This window comes from Celerinatantimonas yamalensis, from assembly GCF_046054155.1.
Taxonomy (GTDB): Bacteria; Pseudomonadota; Gammaproteobacteria; order Enterobacterales; family Celerinatantimonadaceae; genus Celerinatantimonas; species Celerinatantimonas yamalensis.
Genome location: NZ_JBEQCT010000007.1, coordinates 73,491 through 91,227, shown reverse-complemented (window position 1 = coordinate 91,227; position 17,737 = coordinate 73,491). Strand labels below are relative to the sequence as shown.

General features: G+C 46.2%; 19 protein-coding genes. 13 read left to right on the top strand and 6 right to left on the bottom strand.

The features are described from left to right. Nucleotides 1-74 precede the first annotated feature (74 nt). The 5 genes from ABUE30_RS14040 to ABUE30_RS14020 all read left to right on the top strand — a co-directional run bounded on the left by ABUE30_RS14040 (nt 75) and on the right by ABUE30_RS14020 (nt 7,353). Nucleotides 75-1,253 (top strand): amidase, encoded by a 1,179-nt coding sequence (locus ABUE30_RS14040; RefSeq protein WP_408624456.1) that lies wholly within the window; start codon nt 75-77, stop codon nt 1,251-1,253. Further along, nucleotides 1,246-2,823: a gamma-glutamyltransferase family protein gene (locus ABUE30_RS14035; RefSeq protein ID WP_408624455.1), complete on the top strand. Its 1,578-nt coding sequence runs from the start codon at nt 1,246-1,248 to the stop codon at nt 2,821-2,823. Before ABUE30_RS14040 ends, ABUE30_RS14035 begins: the two co-directional genes overlap by 8 nt. Before the next feature lie 16 nt (nt 2,824-2,839). Further along, entirely contained in the window at nt 2,840-4,069 is a 1,230-nt protein-coding gene (locus tag ABUE30_RS14030) for a pyridoxal-phosphate-dependent aminotransferase family protein (RefSeq protein WP_408624454.1), read from the top strand. Next, a complete protein-coding gene (gene hpxK / locus ABUE30_RS14025) occupies nt 4,062-5,315 on the top strand; it encodes an allantoate amidohydrolase (protein ID WP_408624453.1) in 1,254 nt (417 codons plus the stop codon). Before ABUE30_RS14030 ends, hpxK begins: the two co-directional genes overlap by 8 nt. A 559-nt stretch (nt 5,316-5,874) precedes the next feature. Next, nucleotides 5,875-7,353, top strand: a complete 1,479-nt coding sequence (locus tag ABUE30_RS14020) for a DUF945 family protein (protein ID WP_408624452.1) — start codon at nt 5,875-5,877, stop codon at nt 7,351-7,353. A 174-nt stretch (nt 7,354-7,527) separates the two neighbouring features. Here the strand turns inward: ABUE30_RS14020 and ABUE30_RS14015 are convergent, their stop codons facing one another. Then, nucleotides 7,528-7,794 carry a hypothetical protein gene (locus ABUE30_RS14015; RefSeq protein ID WP_408624450.1) on the bottom strand — a complete coding sequence of 89 codons (267 nt, stop codon included), beginning with the start codon at nt 7,792-7,794 and terminating at the stop codon, nt 7,528-7,530. 292 nt (nt 7,795-8,086) lie between these two features. Here ABUE30_RS14015 and glpE point away from each other — a divergent pair, with 292 nt between their 5' ends. Both glpE and glpG read left to right on the top strand, forming a co-directional pair. Beyond that, nucleotides 8,087-8,410, top strand: coding sequence for a thiosulfate sulfurtransferase GlpE (glpE, locus tag ABUE30_RS14010; protein WP_408624448.1), 324 nt, complete (start codon nt 8,087-8,089; stop codon nt 8,408-8,410). A 2-nt stretch (nt 8,411-8,412) separates the two neighbouring features. Then, nucleotides 8,413-9,258, top strand: coding sequence for a rhomboid family intramembrane serine protease GlpG (glpG, locus tag ABUE30_RS14005; protein ID WP_408624447.1), 846 nt, complete (start codon nt 8,413-8,415; stop codon nt 9,256-9,258). Here glpG and ABUE30_RS14000 read toward each other — a convergent pair. After that, entirely contained in the window at nt 9,236-9,652 is a 417-nt protein-coding gene (locus ABUE30_RS14000) for a flagellar basal body-associated protein FliL (RefSeq protein ID WP_408624445.1), read from the bottom strand. The two genes, glpG and ABUE30_RS14000, sit on opposite strands and share 23 nt — an antisense overlap. A gap of 260 nt (nt 9,653-9,912) precedes the next feature. On the opposite strand from ABUE30_RS14000, the gene ABUE30_RS13995 reads away from it, so the two are divergent. Beyond that, complete coding sequence (locus ABUE30_RS13995; protein WP_408624444.1) at nt 9,913-10,425, top strand: chorismate--pyruvate lyase family protein; 513 nt, start codon at nt 9,913-9,915, stop codon at nt 10,423-10,425. After that, a complete protein-coding gene (ubiA, locus tag ABUE30_RS13990; protein ID WP_408624443.1) occupies nt 10,415-11,290 on the top strand; it encodes a 4-hydroxybenzoate octaprenyltransferase in 876 nt (291 codons plus the stop codon). Before ABUE30_RS13995 ends, ubiA begins: the two co-directional genes overlap by 11 nt. 80 nt (nt 11,291-11,370) lie before the next feature. Here the strand turns inward: ubiA and bfr (ABUE30_RS13985) are convergent, their stop codons facing one another. Together bfr (ABUE30_RS13985) and bfr (ABUE30_RS13980) are read right to left on the bottom strand one after the other, a co-directional pair. Further along, nucleotides 11,371-11,838, bottom strand: a complete 468-nt coding sequence (gene bfr / locus ABUE30_RS13985; RefSeq protein ID WP_408624442.1) for a bacterioferritin — start codon at nt 11,836-11,838, stop codon at nt 11,371-11,373. 3 nt (nt 11,839-11,841) lie between these two features. After that, nucleotides 11,842-12,318 carry a bacterioferritin gene (gene bfr, locus ABUE30_RS13980; RefSeq protein ID WP_408624441.1) on the bottom strand — a complete coding sequence of 159 codons (477 nt, stop codon included), beginning with the start codon at nt 12,316-12,318 and terminating at the stop codon, nt 11,842-11,844. A 577-nt stretch (nt 12,319-12,895) separates the two neighbouring features. Here bfr (ABUE30_RS13980) and ABUE30_RS13975 point away from each other — a divergent pair. From ABUE30_RS13975 to ABUE30_RS13960, 4 genes are all read left to right on the top strand, one after another. Then, the gene (locus ABUE30_RS13975; protein ID WP_408624592.1) at nt 12,896-13,330 is read left to right on the top strand and encodes a MarR family transcriptional regulator; all 435 of its coding nucleotides are present in this window, start codon (nt 12,896-12,898) and stop codon (nt 13,328-13,330) included. Nucleotides 13,331-13,342: 12 nt separating this feature from the next. Further along, a complete protein-coding gene (locus tag ABUE30_RS13970) occupies nt 13,343-14,410 on the top strand; it encodes an HlyD family secretion protein (protein WP_408624440.1) in 1,068 nt (355 codons plus the stop codon). Between the two features lie 9 nt (nt 14,411-14,419). Then, a complete protein-coding gene (locus ABUE30_RS13965) occupies nt 14,420-15,493 on the top strand; it encodes a DUF2955 domain-containing protein (protein ID WP_408624438.1) in 1,074 nt (357 codons plus the stop codon). A 141-nt stretch (nt 15,494-15,634) separates the two neighbouring features. Further along, nucleotides 15,635-16,108 carry a GNAT family N-acetyltransferase gene (locus tag ABUE30_RS13960; protein WP_408624437.1) on the top strand — a complete coding sequence of 158 codons (474 nt, stop codon included), beginning with the start codon at nt 15,635-15,637 and terminating at the stop codon, nt 16,106-16,108. On the opposite strand, the gene ABUE30_RS13955 is transcribed toward ABUE30_RS13960, so the two are convergent. Both ABUE30_RS13955 and ABUE30_RS13950 read right to left on the bottom strand, forming a co-directional pair. Next, nucleotides 16,109-16,693, bottom strand: coding sequence for a LysE family translocator (locus ABUE30_RS13955; RefSeq protein ID WP_408624436.1), 585 nt, complete (start codon nt 16,691-16,693; stop codon nt 16,109-16,111). A 66-nt stretch (nt 16,694-16,759) separates the two neighbouring features. Continuing rightward, nucleotides 16,760-17,587, bottom strand: coding sequence for a helix-turn-helix domain-containing protein (locus ABUE30_RS13950; protein ID WP_408624435.1), 828 nt, complete (start codon nt 17,585-17,587; stop codon nt 16,760-16,762). Nucleotides 17,588-17,737 lie beyond the last annotated feature (150 nt).

The following is a 17,737-nucleotide window of genomic DNA, read 5'->3' as shown; positions in this document are numbered from 1 at the left end:
ATGTTCCTTTTATTTACATTCAGAAACTAAGGTTGTTTAATGAGTGACATTGTGTCACTTGGGTTTCTTTCATCATGGCGGATAGCAGTATCTACTGCGCGCATGGCCCTCATCAACTGATGGGCGCAGCATCAGGGCCGTTGCAAGGGCTAACTTTTGTCTATAAAGACCTTTTCGATGTCGCTGGCTTTCGCACTGGTGCGGGCAACCCTACTTGGTATGCTAGCCATGCGCCAGCGGCATTGACCTCGCCGGTATTGCAGCAACTGCTAGATGGTGGGGCAACGAGTGTTGGTCGAGTTCAAACCGACGAGCTAGCCTACAGCTTAAACGGTTGTAATCAGCATTTCGGTACGCCTGAAAATCCATTGACACCAGAGCGCCTCCCTGGTGGTTCATCGAGTGGTTCGGCGGTGGCGGTAGCGCGAGGCGATGCGGATATTGGTCTTGGTACTGATACCGGTGGCTCGATACGTATTCCTGCCGCTTATAATGGTTTATATGGTATTCGTCCTACCCATGGACGGTTGCCCTTATCTGGTGTGCTGCCGCTGGCACCGCGCTTTGATACTCCCGGTTGGTTAACTCGAGACGCTGGCGTGTTGGAGCAAGTTGGGAGCGTACTTTATGGCGAACCCATCGCGCTACCCATGCCGGCGAAATTAACCATTGTGGCATCGTTATTTGAGCGTTTAAGCCCCCCGCTGTATCAAGTTTGGCGTCAGTTTTTAGTGCAATTAGAAGCCGTGTTTGATGTTTCGCAACTACTTATTAGCACGGCTGAAATTGACGATTTAAGTGGGGTATTTCAAACCTTGCAAGGACGCCAAGCAGGGGCTATTCATCGGCACTGGCATGAGGCTCATTCGCAAGCCCTCGCGCCAGATATCGATGCTCGTCTAAGTTGGGCGCAAACGCTGAGCGCCGTGCAGCAAGAACAATCTGAAATTGCGCGTCGTGACTGGCTGACGACCCTGCAAGCCTTATTAAAACCAGCACATTTTTTAGTGATCCCTACCACGCCGGATCTGGCTCCTTTTTGTCAAAGTGACAGTCGTGCATTAGCTGAATTTCGCCAGCGCCTAATGGGTATGACCGCTATGGCAGGGCTTGCTGGATGCCCACAAGTACATCTGCCGTTACTGGCGCTTGATGGGGCGGCTTTTGGTTTTTCACTGATAGGTCCGCGTGATAGCGATATGCAACTCCTTGCCCTGACACGCTATATCAGTGAGGTGTTTCGCCATGGCTAATATTGCCTTTAGCGCGCCTCATCATCAGGTGAGCCAAATTGGGTTAGATATCTTAGCTAAAGGTGGCAGCGCTATTGAAGCGATGGTTGCCGCCGCTGCGGCCATGAGTGTGGTTTATCCGCACATGAATGGGTTAGGTGGCGATAGCTTTTGGTTGATTCACCAGCCAGGAAAAGCACCCGTTGCGCTAAGCGGGGCGGGGCGCAGTGCGCAGCTTGCCAGTATTCAAGCCTATCAAGCGCAGGGCCATGGACATATCCCCGAGCGCGGCGGCGCGGCGGCACTTACCGTGGCCGGTACGCTGAGCGGCTGGCAAACTGCGCTGTCACAAAGTGGCCAATGGCAACCCGCAATGTCACTTGAAGAGCTTTTATCACCAGCGCAAAAGTTAGCTGATGCGGGGATTACAGTCAGTCATAGCCTGCAAACGGCAAGTCAGTTAACCTATTCCAGTTTGCAGAATACCTATGGTTTTGCGGCGTGTTTTTTAAACCAAGGCCAGCCATTGCGAGAAGGTGAGCGATTTAAAAACCCCCAACTCGCGAATTTATTCAGGCGGCTGATCAGCGTTGGATTAGATGACTTTTATCGGGGCGATATTGGCCAATGTATCGCGCAGCATCTTGAAGCTGCTGGTTCACCGCTGCGGTTCGCTGACTTAGCCAAGCAAACAGGGCAATGGCTTGAACCTTTGTCGGTGACGACTCGACAAGGGCAATTTTATAATTTACCCCTACCCACACAAGGTGCGGCATCGCTGATTATTGTCGCATTAATGGATCGCTGTTTAGATAATAGGCAAGATGAAGCCACCCAATTGCATTTAATCGTTGAGGCGACTAAACAGGCCTTTTTGGTGCGTGATCAATTGATCTGCGATCCGGCCTTTGCCCCAGGGGATATTCGCCATTGGCTTGATTATGAACAACTCGATAAGCTGGCTTCAAATATCTCAGCTACGCGCGCATTAGCATGGCCAAAAATAGCCAAGCCAGGAGACACCGTATGGATGGGCTGCTGTGATAAACAAGGGCGAATGGTCAGTTTTATTCAAAGCTTGTATTGGGAATTTGGTTCGGGTGTGGTGATCCCTGAGCTCGGGCTTATCTGGAATAATCGTGGGGTGAGTTTTTCTCTGGATGCAGATCATCTGCATGCGCTGCGCCCCAACAGTTTACCATTTCACACGCTTAACCCTGCACTAGCCCACCTCTCGGATGGCCGAGTGATGATCTACGGCACTATGGGCGGTGAAGGTCAGCCTCAAACTCAAGCGGCTCTTTTATGGCGCTATCTTTATCAGCAACACGCATTGACAGAATCGCTGAGTCTACCGCGTTGGTTGTTAGGCCGTACTTGGGGTGATAGCTGTCATGATTTAAAAATTGAAGCGCCGCTCGCGCCACTGCAACAATCGCTGCAAGGTTTTGGTCATCAGCTTAAGCAAGTACCCGCGCTCAGCGAACTCATGGGTCACGCTGGTTCCATTGTTCAGCAGCAAGGAACGATCATTGCCGCCGCTAGTGACCCTCGCAGCGATGGGCAAGCATTGATTAGTCATTGTGAATAAAGTGAAAGGATTTGTTATGTTGAAGCAACACTCGTTTGATCAAATTAATCCGCCAGCACGTTTGCTGATGGGACCTGGCCCCATTAATGCTGACCCGCGTGTGCTGCGTGCCATGTCGAGCCAATTGATAGGGCAATATGATCCGGCCATGACCGATTATATGAATCAAACTATGGCACTGTATCGGCAGGTTTTTGTCACTGATAATCCATGGACGATGTTAGTTGATGGCACCTCTCGCGCAGGGATTGAGGCCGTATTGGTGTCGATTATTCGCCCCGGTGACAAGGTTTTGGTGCCCATTTTTGGCCGTTTTGGCCATCTACTCTGTGAAATTGCCCGGCGCTGCCGCGCGCAGGTGCACACGATTGAAGTGCCATGGGGTGAGGTATTTGATCCGCAACGTATTGACGATGCGATTCAAAGCGTTCAACCCCGTCTACTGGCCTGTGTGCAAGGGGATACATCCACGACGATGTTGCAACCACTTGCCGAGATTGGCGAAATTTGTCACCGCCATGACGTGTTGTTCTATTGTGATGCGACCGCCTCGATTGCGGGGAATCCACTGCACACGGATGCGTGGCATTTGGATGCGGTTTCTGCTGGGTTACAAAAATGCCTAGGGGGCCCATCTGGCAGTTCACCGATAACCCTAAGCGAACAATTCTCAGCGCAGGTACGTGCTCGAAAACATGTTGAACAAGGGATCCGCAATGCACAGCATCAAGATGGTGACGAGGAGATGGTTTATTCCAACTATTTTGATTTAGGTATGATTATGGATTACTGGGGTCCTGAGCGACTCAACCACCATACCGAGGCGACTTCTATGCTGTTTGGCGCTCGTGAGTGCGCGCGTATCATCGCTCAAGAAGGGATTGATCAGTGCGTGGCTCGTCATCAAATTCATGGTGAGGCGATGGTCAAAGGCCTGCAAGCGATGGGGCTGGCATTATTTGGTGATTTGGCTCATAAGATGAGCAATGTCACCGGTGTTTTCATCCCTCAAGGTATTGATGGTGAGCAAGTTCGTCAGTTGTTATTAAATGACTTTGGCATTGAAATTGGCACCTCGTTTGGGCCACTGCATGGCAAAATTTGGCGCATTGGCGTAATGGGTTACAACGCTCGTAAAGATACCGTGTTAACTACCTTAGCGGCGCTTGAAGCGGTGTTAAATCATTTGGGTTTTGTGACAACTCAAGGATCTGCGATGCAAGCGGCGTGGGATTTTTATGAATAATAATTGGAGCGTGAGTGCTATTGGTAGACGGCTTACTGAGCGCTGCGATGCGTTAGCTGTCTTCTCTGAGAGTACTGATGCTCTAACTCGGGTGTATCTTTCCAAGCAGCACCGCGCAGCCCATCAGCAGGTGGCGCAGTGGATGATTGGCGCTGGTATGCGTATCTGGCACGATGCTGTAGGCAATGTCTGCGGCCGTTATGAAGGTGTCCGAGCAGGGGCGCCCGCGCTATTGCTTGGCTCTCATCTAGATACGGTGCGCAATGCAGGCAAATATGATGGTATGTTGGGCGTGATCACCGCTATTGAGCTGGTAGCTCGCTTACATGAGAACAATCAGCGACTGCCATTTGCCATTGAAGTGGTCGGATTTGCTGATGAAGAGGGCACTCGCTTTGGTTCAACCTTATTGGGTAGCCGCGGGTTGACTGGTCAATGGCAGGATGACTGGCTAAAACTGTGCGATGTCAATGGCGTGTCTCTCGCGCAAGCACTGGAACAGTTCGGACTGCCCGTTTCGGCTATTTCGCGCGCTGCGCGTTCAGCACAGGATTTTATTGGCTATTTAGAAGTGCACATTGAACAAGGGCCACAGCTTGAAGCGGCGCAGCTGGCGGTGGGAGTGGTCACTGCCATTAATGGTGCGAAGCGACTGAATTTTACGATTAACGGTCAAGCGGGCCATGCTGGCACCGTCCCCATGGCGCAGCGTCAAGATGCTTTGGTGGCTGCTAGTGAATTGGTTCTGGCGATTGAAACCATTGCGCGCGCACGCAATGTGGTGGCAACGGTTGGGCAGATTAGCTGTAAACCTGGCGCGGTGAATGTTATCTGCGCGCAGGTGCACATGAGTTTAGATATTCGCGCTGCAGACGATAGGCAACGCGACCAAGCCCTGACCGACATTCTTGCTCGCGCGGCACAAATTAGTGAAAAACGGCGAGTGCAAATCAGTGAAGCGTGTTTCTATCAATCTGATGCGACTCCTTGTGATGTCACCTTGCAGCATTATCTGCAAAGTGCTTGTGACAAGGTACAAGGTCAGTCGCTGAGTTTAGCCAGCGGCGCCGGTCATGATGCGATGGCCATCGCTCAATTATGCCCAGTTGGGATGTTATTTGTGCGCTGCGCAGGGGGAATTAGCCATCATCCGGGGGAGGCGGTGTTGAGTGACGATCTGGGACTCGCGTTTTTAGTGTTAGATGATGCGGTGCGTCAACTCGCTGAGTCTCCAATATCTGGTTAGAGGGGATTGGCGTTTTGAGATTCGTTCTTGCTCGTTCTGATAACGTGATCTCACTAACTAAGAAATACTGTTTCGTTAGTCTAACTACGGCTGTGATAAGGCTCAATGTCTTGTCAAACATCTTTTTGGGCATGTTGGACTGACCTGTTTTATCTGCGATGATTAATCGGTTATGTAGATAGCATCATGGTATGAACTGCGTGTATAAAGCCGATTAATGTGCTACAAAATGACTCTCAAACGTCTACCTGCTCAAGTGCGTGGTATGGATATCGGTTTTTTCTTTTGATTGCCTCTTATCGTTCTTTTTAATTCCTCGCTTCGGATGATTGGTCGACTTATAGATATAATTGTATTTACTGGGTATGATGAGTCGGTTTTATGCACTGAGCATCAGCATCTCCTGCCAGCGATCGCCTTGGTCAATCATGAGTGGCTTTGATGGTGCGTCAAAACAGAGGCTATTTTATTTTCAGCCGATGAAATCCAATTAACTTTTCAATTATTCGATGTATTGTGGTTGATTATGGCTTGGCTAAACTTTTAAGGGATTTTTAACATGTCGAAAAAAACTACGATTGCAGCGGCTGTTGTAGTCGTCGTCGCAGGAGCAATTGCGGCCGTGCCGTATCTGGTTCAACCTAAAGTAAAAGCATTGGTTGAACACGCACAATTACCTGAAGGGGTAAGTAATGCACTCGCTGTAAATTACAATATAAAAGCTGATATTGAATCTATTAGTTATCAACAATCCGGTTTAAGTGCGCAAAGCATTACACGGCTTCATATACAAAATAACAGTAATCCATCGGAAAAATCCTGTATTGATGTACAAAGTGATATTGATTACGGCTATGGCGCCTTGTTCTCTGGTCATCTGTATACGATTCATTCGATTTTAATGCCAACTTCGTCAGATGCGACATGTAACATTGTGAATAATCCCAAGTTGCAACAGCATAAAGTGATAGAGGCTCTGCTTGAGCAATCATTTAAGGCGGGTTCACCACTGAGCTCGCAAGTGAGCTCCTCATGGTTTGGCAAGATCCATACGACAATTAAGTTGGCGCAGCGCACTTTAACTGAGCCTAATAAATCTGCCGATGTTGCAGGGACGCTGAACATCCAACCCCTGACATTACAGATTCAACGAGATGATCGTCATCTAGTGTCATCCTATCAGTGGGGCGGCGTTACATGGTTAGCCCACAGCGACATGGATCCATCTGAGCAATTTCATCTTTCAGTGGGTCAGATGAGTGGCCACTCGAACCAAAAACAATATAAAGATAGCGACGCACTTTGGTTTGGCACAAGCGAGTTAAAATTAGGCGCAATGAAGTTCAGTATCACTGAAGGTGATAAAACTTTCCAACAGCTTGCGATATCTGGCATGTCCTTAAGCAGCTTGAGTAAAAAAGAGCATGACCAGCTTAACAGTCAGTTTGATGCTGAACTGACAGGGATTGATATTAACCACGTTCAGCTTGGGGATCTGGTCATGAACGTCGCGGCAGATCAGATGAATATCGCCGCTTATACAAAATTTGCCAAACTGCTACGTGAGCATCGAGAGCTAGCGCAAAATTCACCGAAAGAGTTTCGTCAATTGTTAATGCAACATCTGGCTCCATTACTGGATGGGATGAAGCTCACCCTGTCACCTTTGAAATTGGGTGGAAAAGACAAGCAAGTATCGCTTGCGGGGACGGTATCGATGGGGAAAGTCGATGACGCATTGATGCAACAACTTGGTGGTGTGGCAGGGTTACAAGCAGCACTGGCAAAAAGTGCGCAAGCCGATCTCAATGCAGTGATTGATACTGCTATGCTGGACAAAATTGTGCAAGCGGTTGAGTCGGTTCGAGAGCCTGATCCGGCGCGCGCTAGCGCGTTAAGTCAGCGCATTATGATGATTGTCACTCGGGTTTTGGATATGCAGACTCAAGCGGGTTATTTGAATTATAATTCAGCGACCAAACGCTATACAACTGAGCTGAAATACAGCCAAGGTCATCTAACTAGTAATGGTCATTAAACATTATTTATAGTATAGGGTGATAACCTAATAAAGCCGCGACAGGTGACTGCGCGGCTTTTTATATAGCGGTAGCTGTGCGCTTACAATTCGCCAGAATGGGGAATGCATATCTGCTTTAGCATCACGTTCGTTAAATGCGCTAAAGATTGCTATGATTTTCGGCGTAACCTGCTAACAGGTTCGAGGAACGCCCCATAAAGGGAGAGATGTAGGAAATTTAGGCATTGCTGCATGGGGCGTAACAAAAGATATTGCCGTTTCTAAATGGTGTTCTAATGCTGAAATCACCGCTTCATCTTGTCGTCGATCAAATTTACGCGCAAACAAATTTTCGCTAGCAATTAGATCTGGCGCATCAGCAATGGTGAAGGTGCGTGGGCGCAGTTTTATATTGCCATCAGGCACCCAATCAATCGCCCGTAAACCATTTTGAACCACTTCGCCATGGCATAATTGTTATTTTTATTAAGAAAAACGCCCATTTTATTATCCTAAATGATTTCTTCACTGCTTATTTAGCCATGTACGTAAGAGCGTTGGGGTTAGTTGCATAAGGGCGATGCGCTAAGGACCCAATACAGTACATTTCGCTGATATGGGATACTTTGCTGAGGATGGGTGACTTTGTTCCCGTGTCTAACATGGCTAAATGCGTGTAGCTGTGAACAATGGTTCCCTTGTGTGCTCAAAACACTCTACAATACTAAACTTTATAGCGTAAGGAGGGCTCATGGAGCAGTTTGAACATATTAGTGTCGATGACGCCAAACGGTTGATCAACGAGCAAGGCGCAGTTTTGGCGGATATCCGTGATGACTCGGCGTATCAACAAAGCCATGTGCCGGGTGCGATTCATTTAACGAACCAAAGCTTAATGGCACTCCTTGAAGAGGTTGCCCCTGAAACGCCAGTGATTGTGATGTGTTATCACGGCATCAGCAGTCAGAGTGCGGCGCAGTATCTTTTACAACAAGGATTAGATGCAGTCTACTCACTGGATGGTGGCTATGAGGCTTGGGTCAAGCAAGCCGACAGCAATGATGAGAAGAGGTAGCGATGCAGCAATTAGTCGTGGTAGATAATCCCCGTTTGGCGCAGGCGTTTGTTGATTATATGAAAACGCAATCGATTCGCTGCCAACTGGCGCCAGTTGAGCAGGGGTTTACAATTTGGTTAGTTGATGAGCAGCATCTCGCGCATGTTCAGCGTGAACTCAAAGACTTTTTAGCCAATCCGTTAGCGAAAAAGTACCAAGCAGCCTCTTGGGAAGTTGGTGATGAGCACAATATCCACTTTGAATATGGTAGCTCATCGGAGCTTATTAAACGGCAATTTATGGCCCATAGCGGGCCGTTGACTTTGGCCGTTATTTTGGTGACGACGATTATCTATGTCGCAGGTTTAATGGGTGCTTCCAATGATATATTCGCCGCTTTACGTTTTCCCGATACGCTTTCTCAGTTAGCCTCCGCACCTTGGCGAGCGTTTACACCTATCTTGCTGCATTTTTCGATCCTGCATATTTTGTTTAATTTACTGTGGTGGTGGGAATTTGGGGGTGTGATTGAGCGCCACTTAGGTACCGGGAAACTGCTTATCTTAACGGTGGTTGCAGCCGTTATCCCAAACATTGCGCAGTTTTGGGTGGATGGCCCGATGTTTGGTGGACTCTCTGGTGTCGTGTATGCCTTACTTGGCTATTTGTGGTGGACTAGCTGGTTGCGCCCTCATGTTGGGCTCCATATCAATCGGGCGATTGTTGGGTTTATGTTGATTTGGCTGGTATTAGGTTTTGCTAATGTGATTGGCCCGGCAACCGCGAATTTGGCTCATCTGTTTGGTTTATTCGTCGGTTGCGTGCAGGCTGCGTTTGATCGCGTTACTGATAAAGATATTTCGTAAACAGAATGTCGGCGACTACATTTTGTTCACCCGTTTCCTGACGCAATAGATTATTAATGGTTTTCAGACACTGTTCGCGGATCCTTTCGCGGCCAGTCAACGAGATGATCTCTTGTCTATCTTGGCTGCCTAAAATCTCAATGATTGCATCGCGAAGTAGCGGTGCATTGTGCTCTACTTCGTCCAATTGGCTTTGATGAGCGACCCGTAGTTCGATAGCAACACGAATATAGCCAAGTTGTTTGTTTTTGTTAATGAAGTTGGTGACGATATCTGGCTCAAAGCCATAGTAGGCATAGCTATCTGGTTCTTTTTTAGCGTCTGCGGCAAAGCTCGCTTGTAGTGTCGCGGCGGACAACAAGCCGGTTAAAAATATCCATTTGAGCCATTTCATCAGTGCGTTACCTATAGTGAATCATATAATCGGAGTATTCTCGCTTATCTTTATCGCGGGTCAAGTGTAATCATCGGTTGTTACGGTTTTATCGGCAGCCTTATTGGCGTGTTTCGTTTAGCATAGCTGCTCATTTTTGATCAGCAAGTGCCTTCAGTGGGCTGGTTAAAAAAAGGATGCTGTTTGTTTGCTTATTGGCTTTGGCGTAGTATGCCGTTGATGAGGTAAGATAGTGATTTATACACATTTAAAGGAAGACGATGCAACATTGGCCATTGAATTCGCAAGTCCATTGGTTGACGTCAATACCCGATCGCGTTTCGCAGCCCCAGGCAAGTTGGATCACCGGTTTAGGTTCATTAACCGCGCGTTTACGGCAAAGTTGTCAACAGCTAGAGGTGCAACTATTAGCTAATCAACTCGTGCAGGCCAACACTGATCAGCAGGCTCTACTTGGGGCTTCATCGCTATGGTGTCGGGAGGTGTGTTTATTGGGTGATAAGAGTGCTTGGGTGATGGCGCAAAGTTTATGGCCTGAAGCTGCCTTGGCGAGTCGAGAACTTCGCCAATTGCACACTCAGCCACTAGGGGAATTACTCTTTAGTGTGGCTCAGCCTGATGATCTGTGTCGTCAGTTTTGTATCTACCCAAGTAGTGATATGGCGCTGGTAGCGCGGCGCAGTGTGTATTGGTATCAACGGATCCCTGTGTTAGTTCAAGAGCTTTTTTTACCGGAGAGTCCGGCTTATCGGGAGGCATTTAATGGTCAGTGAAAAGCCAAAATGGTTGGCTTATATGCAGCTTATGCGGCTCAATAAGCCCATTGGGTCGTTACTTTTGTTGTGGCCAACGCTGTGGGCTTTATGGTTGGCGGCAAATGGCGTACCGCGTATCAGCGTGCTTGTGGTGTTTGTGCTTGGCGTCTTTATGATGCGCTCGGCAGGGTGCGTGATTAATGATTTTGCTGATCGCAAAGTCGATGGTTTTGTCAAACGCACTAGTGCAAGGCCACTGCCCTCTGGCAAAGTTACCGCCAGTCAAGCATTAGTGCTATTTACTTGCTTGGTGGCGCTCTCATTTTTGTTGGTGCTTACGCAGAATTACTTAACCGTTAAGCTGTCGTTTGTGGCGCTAGCGCTTGCGGCTATCTATCCATTTATGAAACGCTTCACCCATCTGCCACAGTTATTTTTGGGGTTAGCGTATAGTTTGGCGATCCCGATGGCCTATGCGGCTCAAAGTGGTCGTCTACCCATGGAAGTATGGCTGTTATTGCTTGCGAATATCTGCTGGACGATTGCTTATGATACGTTTTATGCCATGGTTGATCGTGATGATGATATCAATATTGGGATTAAATCGACGGCGATTTTATTTGGTCGCTTTGATAAGTTGATGATTGGCTTGTTGCAGTTAACAACATTATTGCTGCTAGCGTGGGTCGGTGAATTGCGCCAGTTATCAGCTATTTACTTTATCTCACTGCTTGGTGCCGGAGCCTTGTTTGTCTATCAACAGCATCTGGCCCGTTTTCGGGTGCGTGCTGATTGTTTTAAAGCTTTTTTGAACAATCAATATGTTGGTTTAGTGATCTTTTTGGGGATCGTTTTAAATTACATCTATTGGTTTATTCGATAGCCAAGTGGTGGTGGCTAGAGTCGGGCTATAGAAAATGGCGCATAGAATTCAGCTTGGGGAAACCCAAGCTGAAAAAACTTTTAAAGTTGTGCTTGTAGATAGTTCGCTAGGCCAAGTAATTTAATTTGGCGCAGCTGTTGTTCTAACCAATATGCATGGTCGTTTTCGGTGTCATCAATAAGCTTTTGCAACGCATGTTTGGTGACATAGTCTTGCTCTTTTTCGCACATATCCATGGTTTCTTTAAGTAACTTATCAACGGTATATTCAACCTGCAGATCGTTTTCAAGCATACTTGGCACATCGTGACCCACATTAATTGAATCGCGGGTTTGCATGTCAGGAGTGCCTTCTAAAAATAAGATCCGTTCGATCAAAATTGAAACATGTTCACGCTCGTCAAGTGACTCATGATCAATTCGTTCATAGAGTTTGTTATAGCCCCAGTCGCCGTACATTCGTGAGTGAATGAGGTATTGATCCATGGCGGTTAACTCATTAGCGAGTAGTCGATTAAGTGCATCGATAATAACTGGTTTACCTTGCATAATTTAGTCGTCCTCTGAGAGTTTGCTTTGTAGGTATTTTTCAATCCCCATTTCACCGATTTGATAAAGTTGAGCCTCTAGCCAATCGATATGTTCTTCTTCGTATTCAATAAGTGTATGAAGAAGGTCGCGGCTGACATAGTCTTGTTGTGCTTCGCAGATAGCAATCGCTTGGCGCAGCAGAGGCACTTGGTCAGTGATAAAGCCTAAATTACAGCTCAGCATTTCTTGACTTTTTTCACCGATACGCAAAGCACCAAGCGCTTGTAAGTTGGGCAATCCTTCTAAGAACAGTATGCGTTCAATCAACGCATCGGCTTGTTTCATATCTTGAATGGACTTTTTATAGCAAGCTTTATTGAGTGCCTCAAAACCCCAGTTACCAAACATACGAGCATGAAGAAAGAATTGATTAATGGACGTTAGCTTGTAGGTTAACACCTTATTGAGCAATTGGATGATCTGTGGGTTTGCTTGCATCGTATTCCTCGGTGTGTTCACTAAGTGTGAATATTAATTATACAGAAAGCTCACAAAAACGCCAAATGCAACTTGATGTAAATCAATTATTTATATAAATGATTGTTATTCTCATCTATATCTTAGAACAATGTAGTCACTTTGGCCTCACGATTGCGATGGATTAACACGACTTGAGACGCTTTTTTTTAGGATGGATCGGTCAATCGATTAGGACCATTTTGGCAGTGAAGGTGCGAGCTTAGGAAAGCAGGACGCACGTTACTATTTTACATCGCGGTGAATAAGTGAGTAAACGCTGGGAATTCACTAACGGTTATCTGAACGTTACGGTCCCTATAGCCGGATTAGCCCATGCTTATTGACTCACTCCGGTATACGTTTTGACCATTCGAATTTCGCCTCTGCTCATTTTTCACATCAATACGAGCTAATAGTCGTTCAATCTCTCGATATAAAATGTAAATAGTTAATGACGATCGCACTATTTACTTAGCTTGCTAATTAATTATAATGCTACGTCTTAAACAAACACAAAGGCTAAAAAGTGGCAACCAATCCAACTAAAGAACAATTGATGGATCATGCGCTTGGTGAAAAATTAGGGCGAGTCAGTCGGTTGTGGCATAGCGTTGCGGACCGTTGTTTACATCCACTCGGGTTAAGCCATCCACGCTGGACAGCACTTTGGAAGTTATCGCACCTCGACGGTGAAGTTACGCAAAAACGCTTGGCTGAGGCATTACAAATAGAGTTGGCATCATTGATGCGAACGCTCGGTCAACTTGAACAACAAGGCTATATTCATCGTCAAATTAGTCAACACGATAAGCGTGCTCGTATCGTGTTGTTAACCGAATCTGGCTCGCTAATATTAGGCGAGATTGAACAGCGCATTTTGACGATTCGTCAAGCGCTACTCGTCGATATTGATCAATTGCAGTTGCAACAGTTCGAGCAAGTACTTGAACACATAGCCAGTAACGCTTTGCAGCTTGATAAAACTATTTAACTTACGGAATTTATGAGAAAAAAAACATTAACCGCTGACCAGCAATTTAGCCGTTGGGTCAGACGAGTTAGCATATTATTTACTATTTTCTTTGTCTATTATTTGATTTCTGACATCAAAATGCCAGTGACGCCGCAGGCTATGGTGGAGCGCCCTGTGACTCAGATTAGCGCCGAAGTGAGCGGAACCGTGACGCATGTGATGGTGCATAATAACCAAGTGGTTCATGCTGGGCAGCTTCTGTTTATGATTGACCCTCGATCCTATCAGTTAGCGCTTAAAAAAGCGCAGTTAGCGCGCCGTCAAGCCGTTTTAACCAATCAACAACTAGATGCTTCAATCGTTGCAGCTAAAGCCGATATTGAGTCGGCCCAAGCGGTGTTAACACAAAACCAGCGAGAAGAGGCGCGAATTAAAAAGCTCTATCGCCAACATGTCGTCTCTTCATCCAAAGCCGATCAATCGGAGAGTGATTTACAAACAGCTAAAGCGGCGGTTCATGTTGCAGCAGCGAAATTGTTAGAGTTACAAACGCAGCGTGGTCAGTTAGGTGAGGACAACTTGCTACTTGAGCAAGCTGATAATCAACAAGATATTGCCCAGTTGAATTTATCCTATACGAGCGTCGTTGCTAAACAAAATGGTGTGGTCACTAATTTGCAACTACAACCTGGGGCAACCGCTAAAGTCGGTCAGCCTTTGTTAGCTATTGTGGCGGATAAAACGGATGTGATCGCAGATTTTCGAGAGAAAAATTTACGGCATATCCACGCCGGATCTGAAGCATTGGTAGCATTTGATGGGCAACCAGGCATGATTTACGACGCCCAAGTCACTGGGATTGATGCAGGCGTAAGCAGTGGTCAATTTCAAGCGAATGGATTGTTGGCAACGCCTACCAACTCGACAAGGTGGGTGCGTGACGCGCAGCGCCTGCGGGTTCATCTAAAGGTTGTTGGCATGCCCCGATTAGCATCAGGCGGGCGAGCGACGGTGCAATTGCTCCCTGAATCAACATGGATGCGCTGGATTGCCTCAATGCAGATCCATGCAATTAGTTTACTCCATTACGTTTATTAGGAGTAAATGATGCAGTTATGGCAACGTTCACTTAATGATGATGAATTGCGGCGCATGCTGCGGGTCGCATTTGGTTGTGTGTTAGGATTTATTGCTTGTAAAACGATGGATTGGAACTTCGGTGTTTTCTACACGGTGACCCCAGTGTTATTGTTAGGCATTATTCCAGTTTTTAATTGGAAATCGGCCGTGCAGAATATTGGCTCATCACTGGTCGGTGCACTGCAAGTTGGCCTTATTAGCGGTATATTTGGGTCGCGTCCTATCATCATGACGCTATTAACTTTTGCGATGTTTGTGTTTTGGTTTTTAATGATGGCAAAAGGATGGATGACCTTTGGCGGTAACGGTGCGCTATATGCTAGTGTGATGCTGCATTTTGCTAGTTATCAGAGCGTTGATGTGAATGATATGATCGCCAATAATATTTGGGCAAGCATTATCACCAGCGCTATTGCCGCGTTGATGATGTGGTTGCTGCCCCCATCAAAGCCTCCTGGAGCGCCGCCTGCGAGCGATAAAAATAAACAGCGAGTACGCCATGAAGTATTGATGGGTTCGGTGATTGCGACCGTATCTTTTTTAGCTTTTCAAGTATTGGATCTTAAAGACTCATTATCAGCGCAGGTGACGACAATTTTATTGTTATTTCCCATGCATTGGAATGGCTCGTTGGCCTATGCACGCTATCGTACGACGGGAGTCTTGATTGGTGTGGGGTTTGGGATCGCGGTACAGCTGTTATTGTATGATCATAATAACTCGCTGTTGCTATATACCCCTTTGTTGTGGCTAGGAATATTTTGGTTTTGTCATGCTCATCTCAAAGAGGGGCGCGCTTCAGGAATTGGATTTTCGGCGATGACGACCACTGGGATCTTATTCGGTCAATATTTAACCCCCAATGGGGGGATGATTTTTAGTGCGTTATACCGTTTTAGTAGCGTTGCGGTGGCGGCTATTTTCGGGCTGATGTGTTGTTATTTGATGCACCGGTTACTCAATTTTTTTGAGTCGACCCGATTCGTGCCAATAGTACAGGGTATGCCACAGCAAGGAAGTACTAACAAAGACAATGGCTAATTAGTGCATACACCATAGGCGTTTCGCCGTCAGCAAAATAGCTTCGTTCTGGCGAATCTGCGAGTGGATAGTACTTGGGTTTGCCATTGTAGCGATCAGTGTGAACACGTGTTAAGCGTTAATCTTGTCTGGAGGATACACATGGTATCAATAGAAAAATACAGCACTCAAAGAGAACATGAAACAAATCTATTATGTGTCAAACCCGAACAGGCGGAATTTACGGTAGGAAACATTGCGACAGTCGTATCAACATTAGAGCAACATGAACATCCCCACTTAATCGTTGCTCATGGCAACGTAGTGGGTTTTTTTCTATTAGATTTGTCCTACTCAGAAACCTATAATTTTAGTACCAGTAAGGCGATGGGTGTTAGGGCATTACTGGTTGATCAACGTTTTCAGGGTCAAGGTTTTGCGAGTCAAGCGATTAACCTTTTACCTTGCTACGTAAAATCTAATTATCCGGGATTTGAGCAGCTTCAATTGACCGTTAATTGTCGAAATAAGGCTGCGTATGAATGCTATCGTAAATGTGGTTTTGAAGCGTCTGGCAAATTGTATTTAGGCGGCCCAGTGGGCCCTCAATATATCATGCAGCGGAAGATTGGCTAGTCAATCACTGAAAATAAATCGATAAGCAACATAGAATAACAACAATGCCATAATGCGATTTACCCATGCCATTATATGAGGATTCATCGCCGCTTTTTTAAGGCGAGCCCCTGCCAATAAATATAGGCATGGTGCGCCACATGCCATGATGGAAAGTGCAAATGACCAAATAGCTATCAGCCCTCCTTCGATGTGCATTCGTGGAAATTGCACGCTCACAATAGGTATAATTACGACGAATGCTTTAGGGTTACAAAGTTGCAAAATAAGGCCGGTCCTAAAGCTCACCGTCGTGGCTTTTAGCCGAGGAGCTTTTTGTTGAAAACTTGCTTTGAGAATTTTTACACCAAGATAGGCGATATAGCACCCTCCAATAATGGCAATAACCGATTGATATTTAATCGGAATAAGCTCACTGCCAAGATAGCCAATCAGCAGAAATGAAATCAGCATAGCAAGCCCTACGCCAACACAATAGGTAAAGGCGCGCCAACCTTGTCCGTTTACGCCAGCAAAAAGTGCAAGCATGTTCGCAGGACCTGGGCTGTACATCACACCCAAGGCATAGATGAGTATTGCAAGCATAGCGATCCCTCAAAGATATTTTGATAAAATTAGATGTCAGTAGATAGGTTAAGTCTTGGTATACGGTTAAGTGTGCAGTAACGTTCGTCTAAATTGATAAGGTGTGAGACCAAACATCGGCTTAAAGCGACGATTAAAATAACTTAAATCGGTAAAGCCAAAAGTAAAAGCCACATCGGCTAATGGCATTCCCTGTTTTAGAGCCTCTTTGGCGCGATTAACACGGTAATTCTGCCAATATTGATGGGGTGTCATGCCAAAATAAGCTCTAAAACAGCGCAGCAAATGATATTTTGACAGATGTGCTACTTGGCTCAATTGATCAAGCGACACATCGTCTCCTACATGGGTATGCAGATATTCGCGTACACGTTCAAACACAGGATCTTTAGAGTGACGTTTAGATTCAAGCTGAACACCTTTTTGGTGTGCCAAGTATTCGGCAAATTCAAACAAAGCCGAAGTGTATTCCAGTGCCGAAGATGTGTGACTTTCAACTAAAGCCGCTAAACGTAAAATATGCGTTTTTAACACAATATTGTCTTGTACGGTGTGCTTTATTCGAAAGTTTTGTGTTCGGTGAATGCCGGTACTTTGCAACAGAGGTAATAGTTGATCAGGATGAATATACAACATTTTATAGTGAAGCGTCGCGTCACCACCGGAATGACCATCGTGAGCATCCTCTGGATTAAATATAATTACATTGCCAGAGTAGCTTTTGTGATGTTCTCCGAGCGCAAAAAAGTCCTGTCGGCCCGATAACGTCACGCCAAAAGAAAACTCTTCATGGGCGTGAATCCCGTATGAAAAGTCGCTCATAGATGCCTCAAGCAATATCATTTCATCAAGATCGGCGCTTTTAACAAACTGAAACCGATTTTCTGTCGACATCACAACCTCCCGCGAATTGCTTAAAACGATAAGGACAGACTAGCGAATTCCCAGTAAAAAAGATTGGACAATATTGCGGATATTTCTAGTTATTCACTTGAGCTTGTGCCAGTAACTTAACGCGCATTTTCCTGTCTCATGTTAGCCGTT

Bases quoted from the DNA above. Each gene is read 5' to 3' on its own strand.
- ABUE30_RS14040 (WP_408624456.1), top strand. From the start codon at position 75: ATGGCGGATAGCAGTATCTACTGCGCGCATGGCCCTCATCAACTGATG.
- ABUE30_RS14035 (WP_408624455.1), top strand. From the start codon at position 1,246: ATGGCTAATATTGCCTTTAGCGCGCCTCATCATCAGGTGAGCCAAATT.
- ABUE30_RS14030 (WP_408624454.1), top strand. From the start codon at position 2,840: ATGTTGAAGCAACACTCGTTTGATCAAATTAATCCGCCAGCACGTTTG.
- hpxK (WP_408624453.1), top strand. From the start codon at position 4,062: ATGAATAATAATTGGAGCGTGAGTGCTATTGGTAGACGGCTTACTGAG.
- ABUE30_RS14020 (WP_408624452.1), top strand. From the start codon at position 5,875: ATGTCGAAAAAAACTACGATTGCAGCGGCTGTTGTAGTCGTCGTCGCA.
- glpE (WP_408624448.1), top strand. From the start codon at position 8,087: ATGGAGCAGTTTGAACATATTAGTGTCGATGACGCCAAACGGTTGATC.
- glpG (WP_408624447.1), top strand. From the start codon at position 8,413: ATGCAGCAATTAGTCGTGGTAGATAATCCCCGTTTGGCGCAGGCGTTT.
- ABUE30_RS14000 (WP_408624445.1), bottom strand. From the start codon at position 9,652: ATGAAATGGCTCAAATGGATATTTTTAACCGGCTTGTTGTCCGCCGCG.
- ABUE30_RS13995 (WP_408624444.1), top strand. From the start codon at position 9,913: ATGCAACATTGGCCATTGAATTCGCAAGTCCATTGGTTGACGTCAATA.
- ubiA (WP_408624443.1), top strand. From the start codon at position 10,415: ATGGTCAGTGAAAAGCCAAAATGGTTGGCTTATATGCAGCTTATGCGG.
- bfr (WP_408624442.1), bottom strand. From the start codon at position 11,838: ATGCAAGGTAAACCAGTTATTATCGATGCACTTAATCGACTACTCGCT.
- bfr (WP_408624441.1), bottom strand. From the start codon at position 12,318: ATGCAAGCAAACCCACAGATCATCCAATTGCTCAATAAGGTGTTAACC.
- ABUE30_RS13975 (WP_408624592.1), top strand. From the start codon at position 12,896: ATGGATCATGCGCTTGGTGAAAAATTAGGGCGAGTCAGTCGGTTGTGG.
- ABUE30_RS13970 (WP_408624440.1), top strand. From the start codon at position 13,343: ATGAGAAAAAAAACATTAACCGCTGACCAGCAATTTAGCCGTTGGGTC.
- ABUE30_RS13965 (WP_408624438.1), top strand. From the start codon at position 14,420: ATGCAGTTATGGCAACGTTCACTTAATGATGATGAATTGCGGCGCATG.
- ABUE30_RS13960 (WP_408624437.1), top strand. From the start codon at position 15,635: ATGGTATCAATAGAAAAATACAGCACTCAAAGAGAACATGAAACAAAT.
- ABUE30_RS13955 (WP_408624436.1), bottom strand. From the start codon at position 16,693: ATGCTTGCAATACTCATCTATGCCTTGGGTGTGATGTACAGCCCAGGT.
- ABUE30_RS13950 (WP_408624435.1), bottom strand. From the start codon at position 17,587: ATGTCGACAGAAAATCGGTTTCAGTTTGTTAAAAGCGCCGATCTTGAT.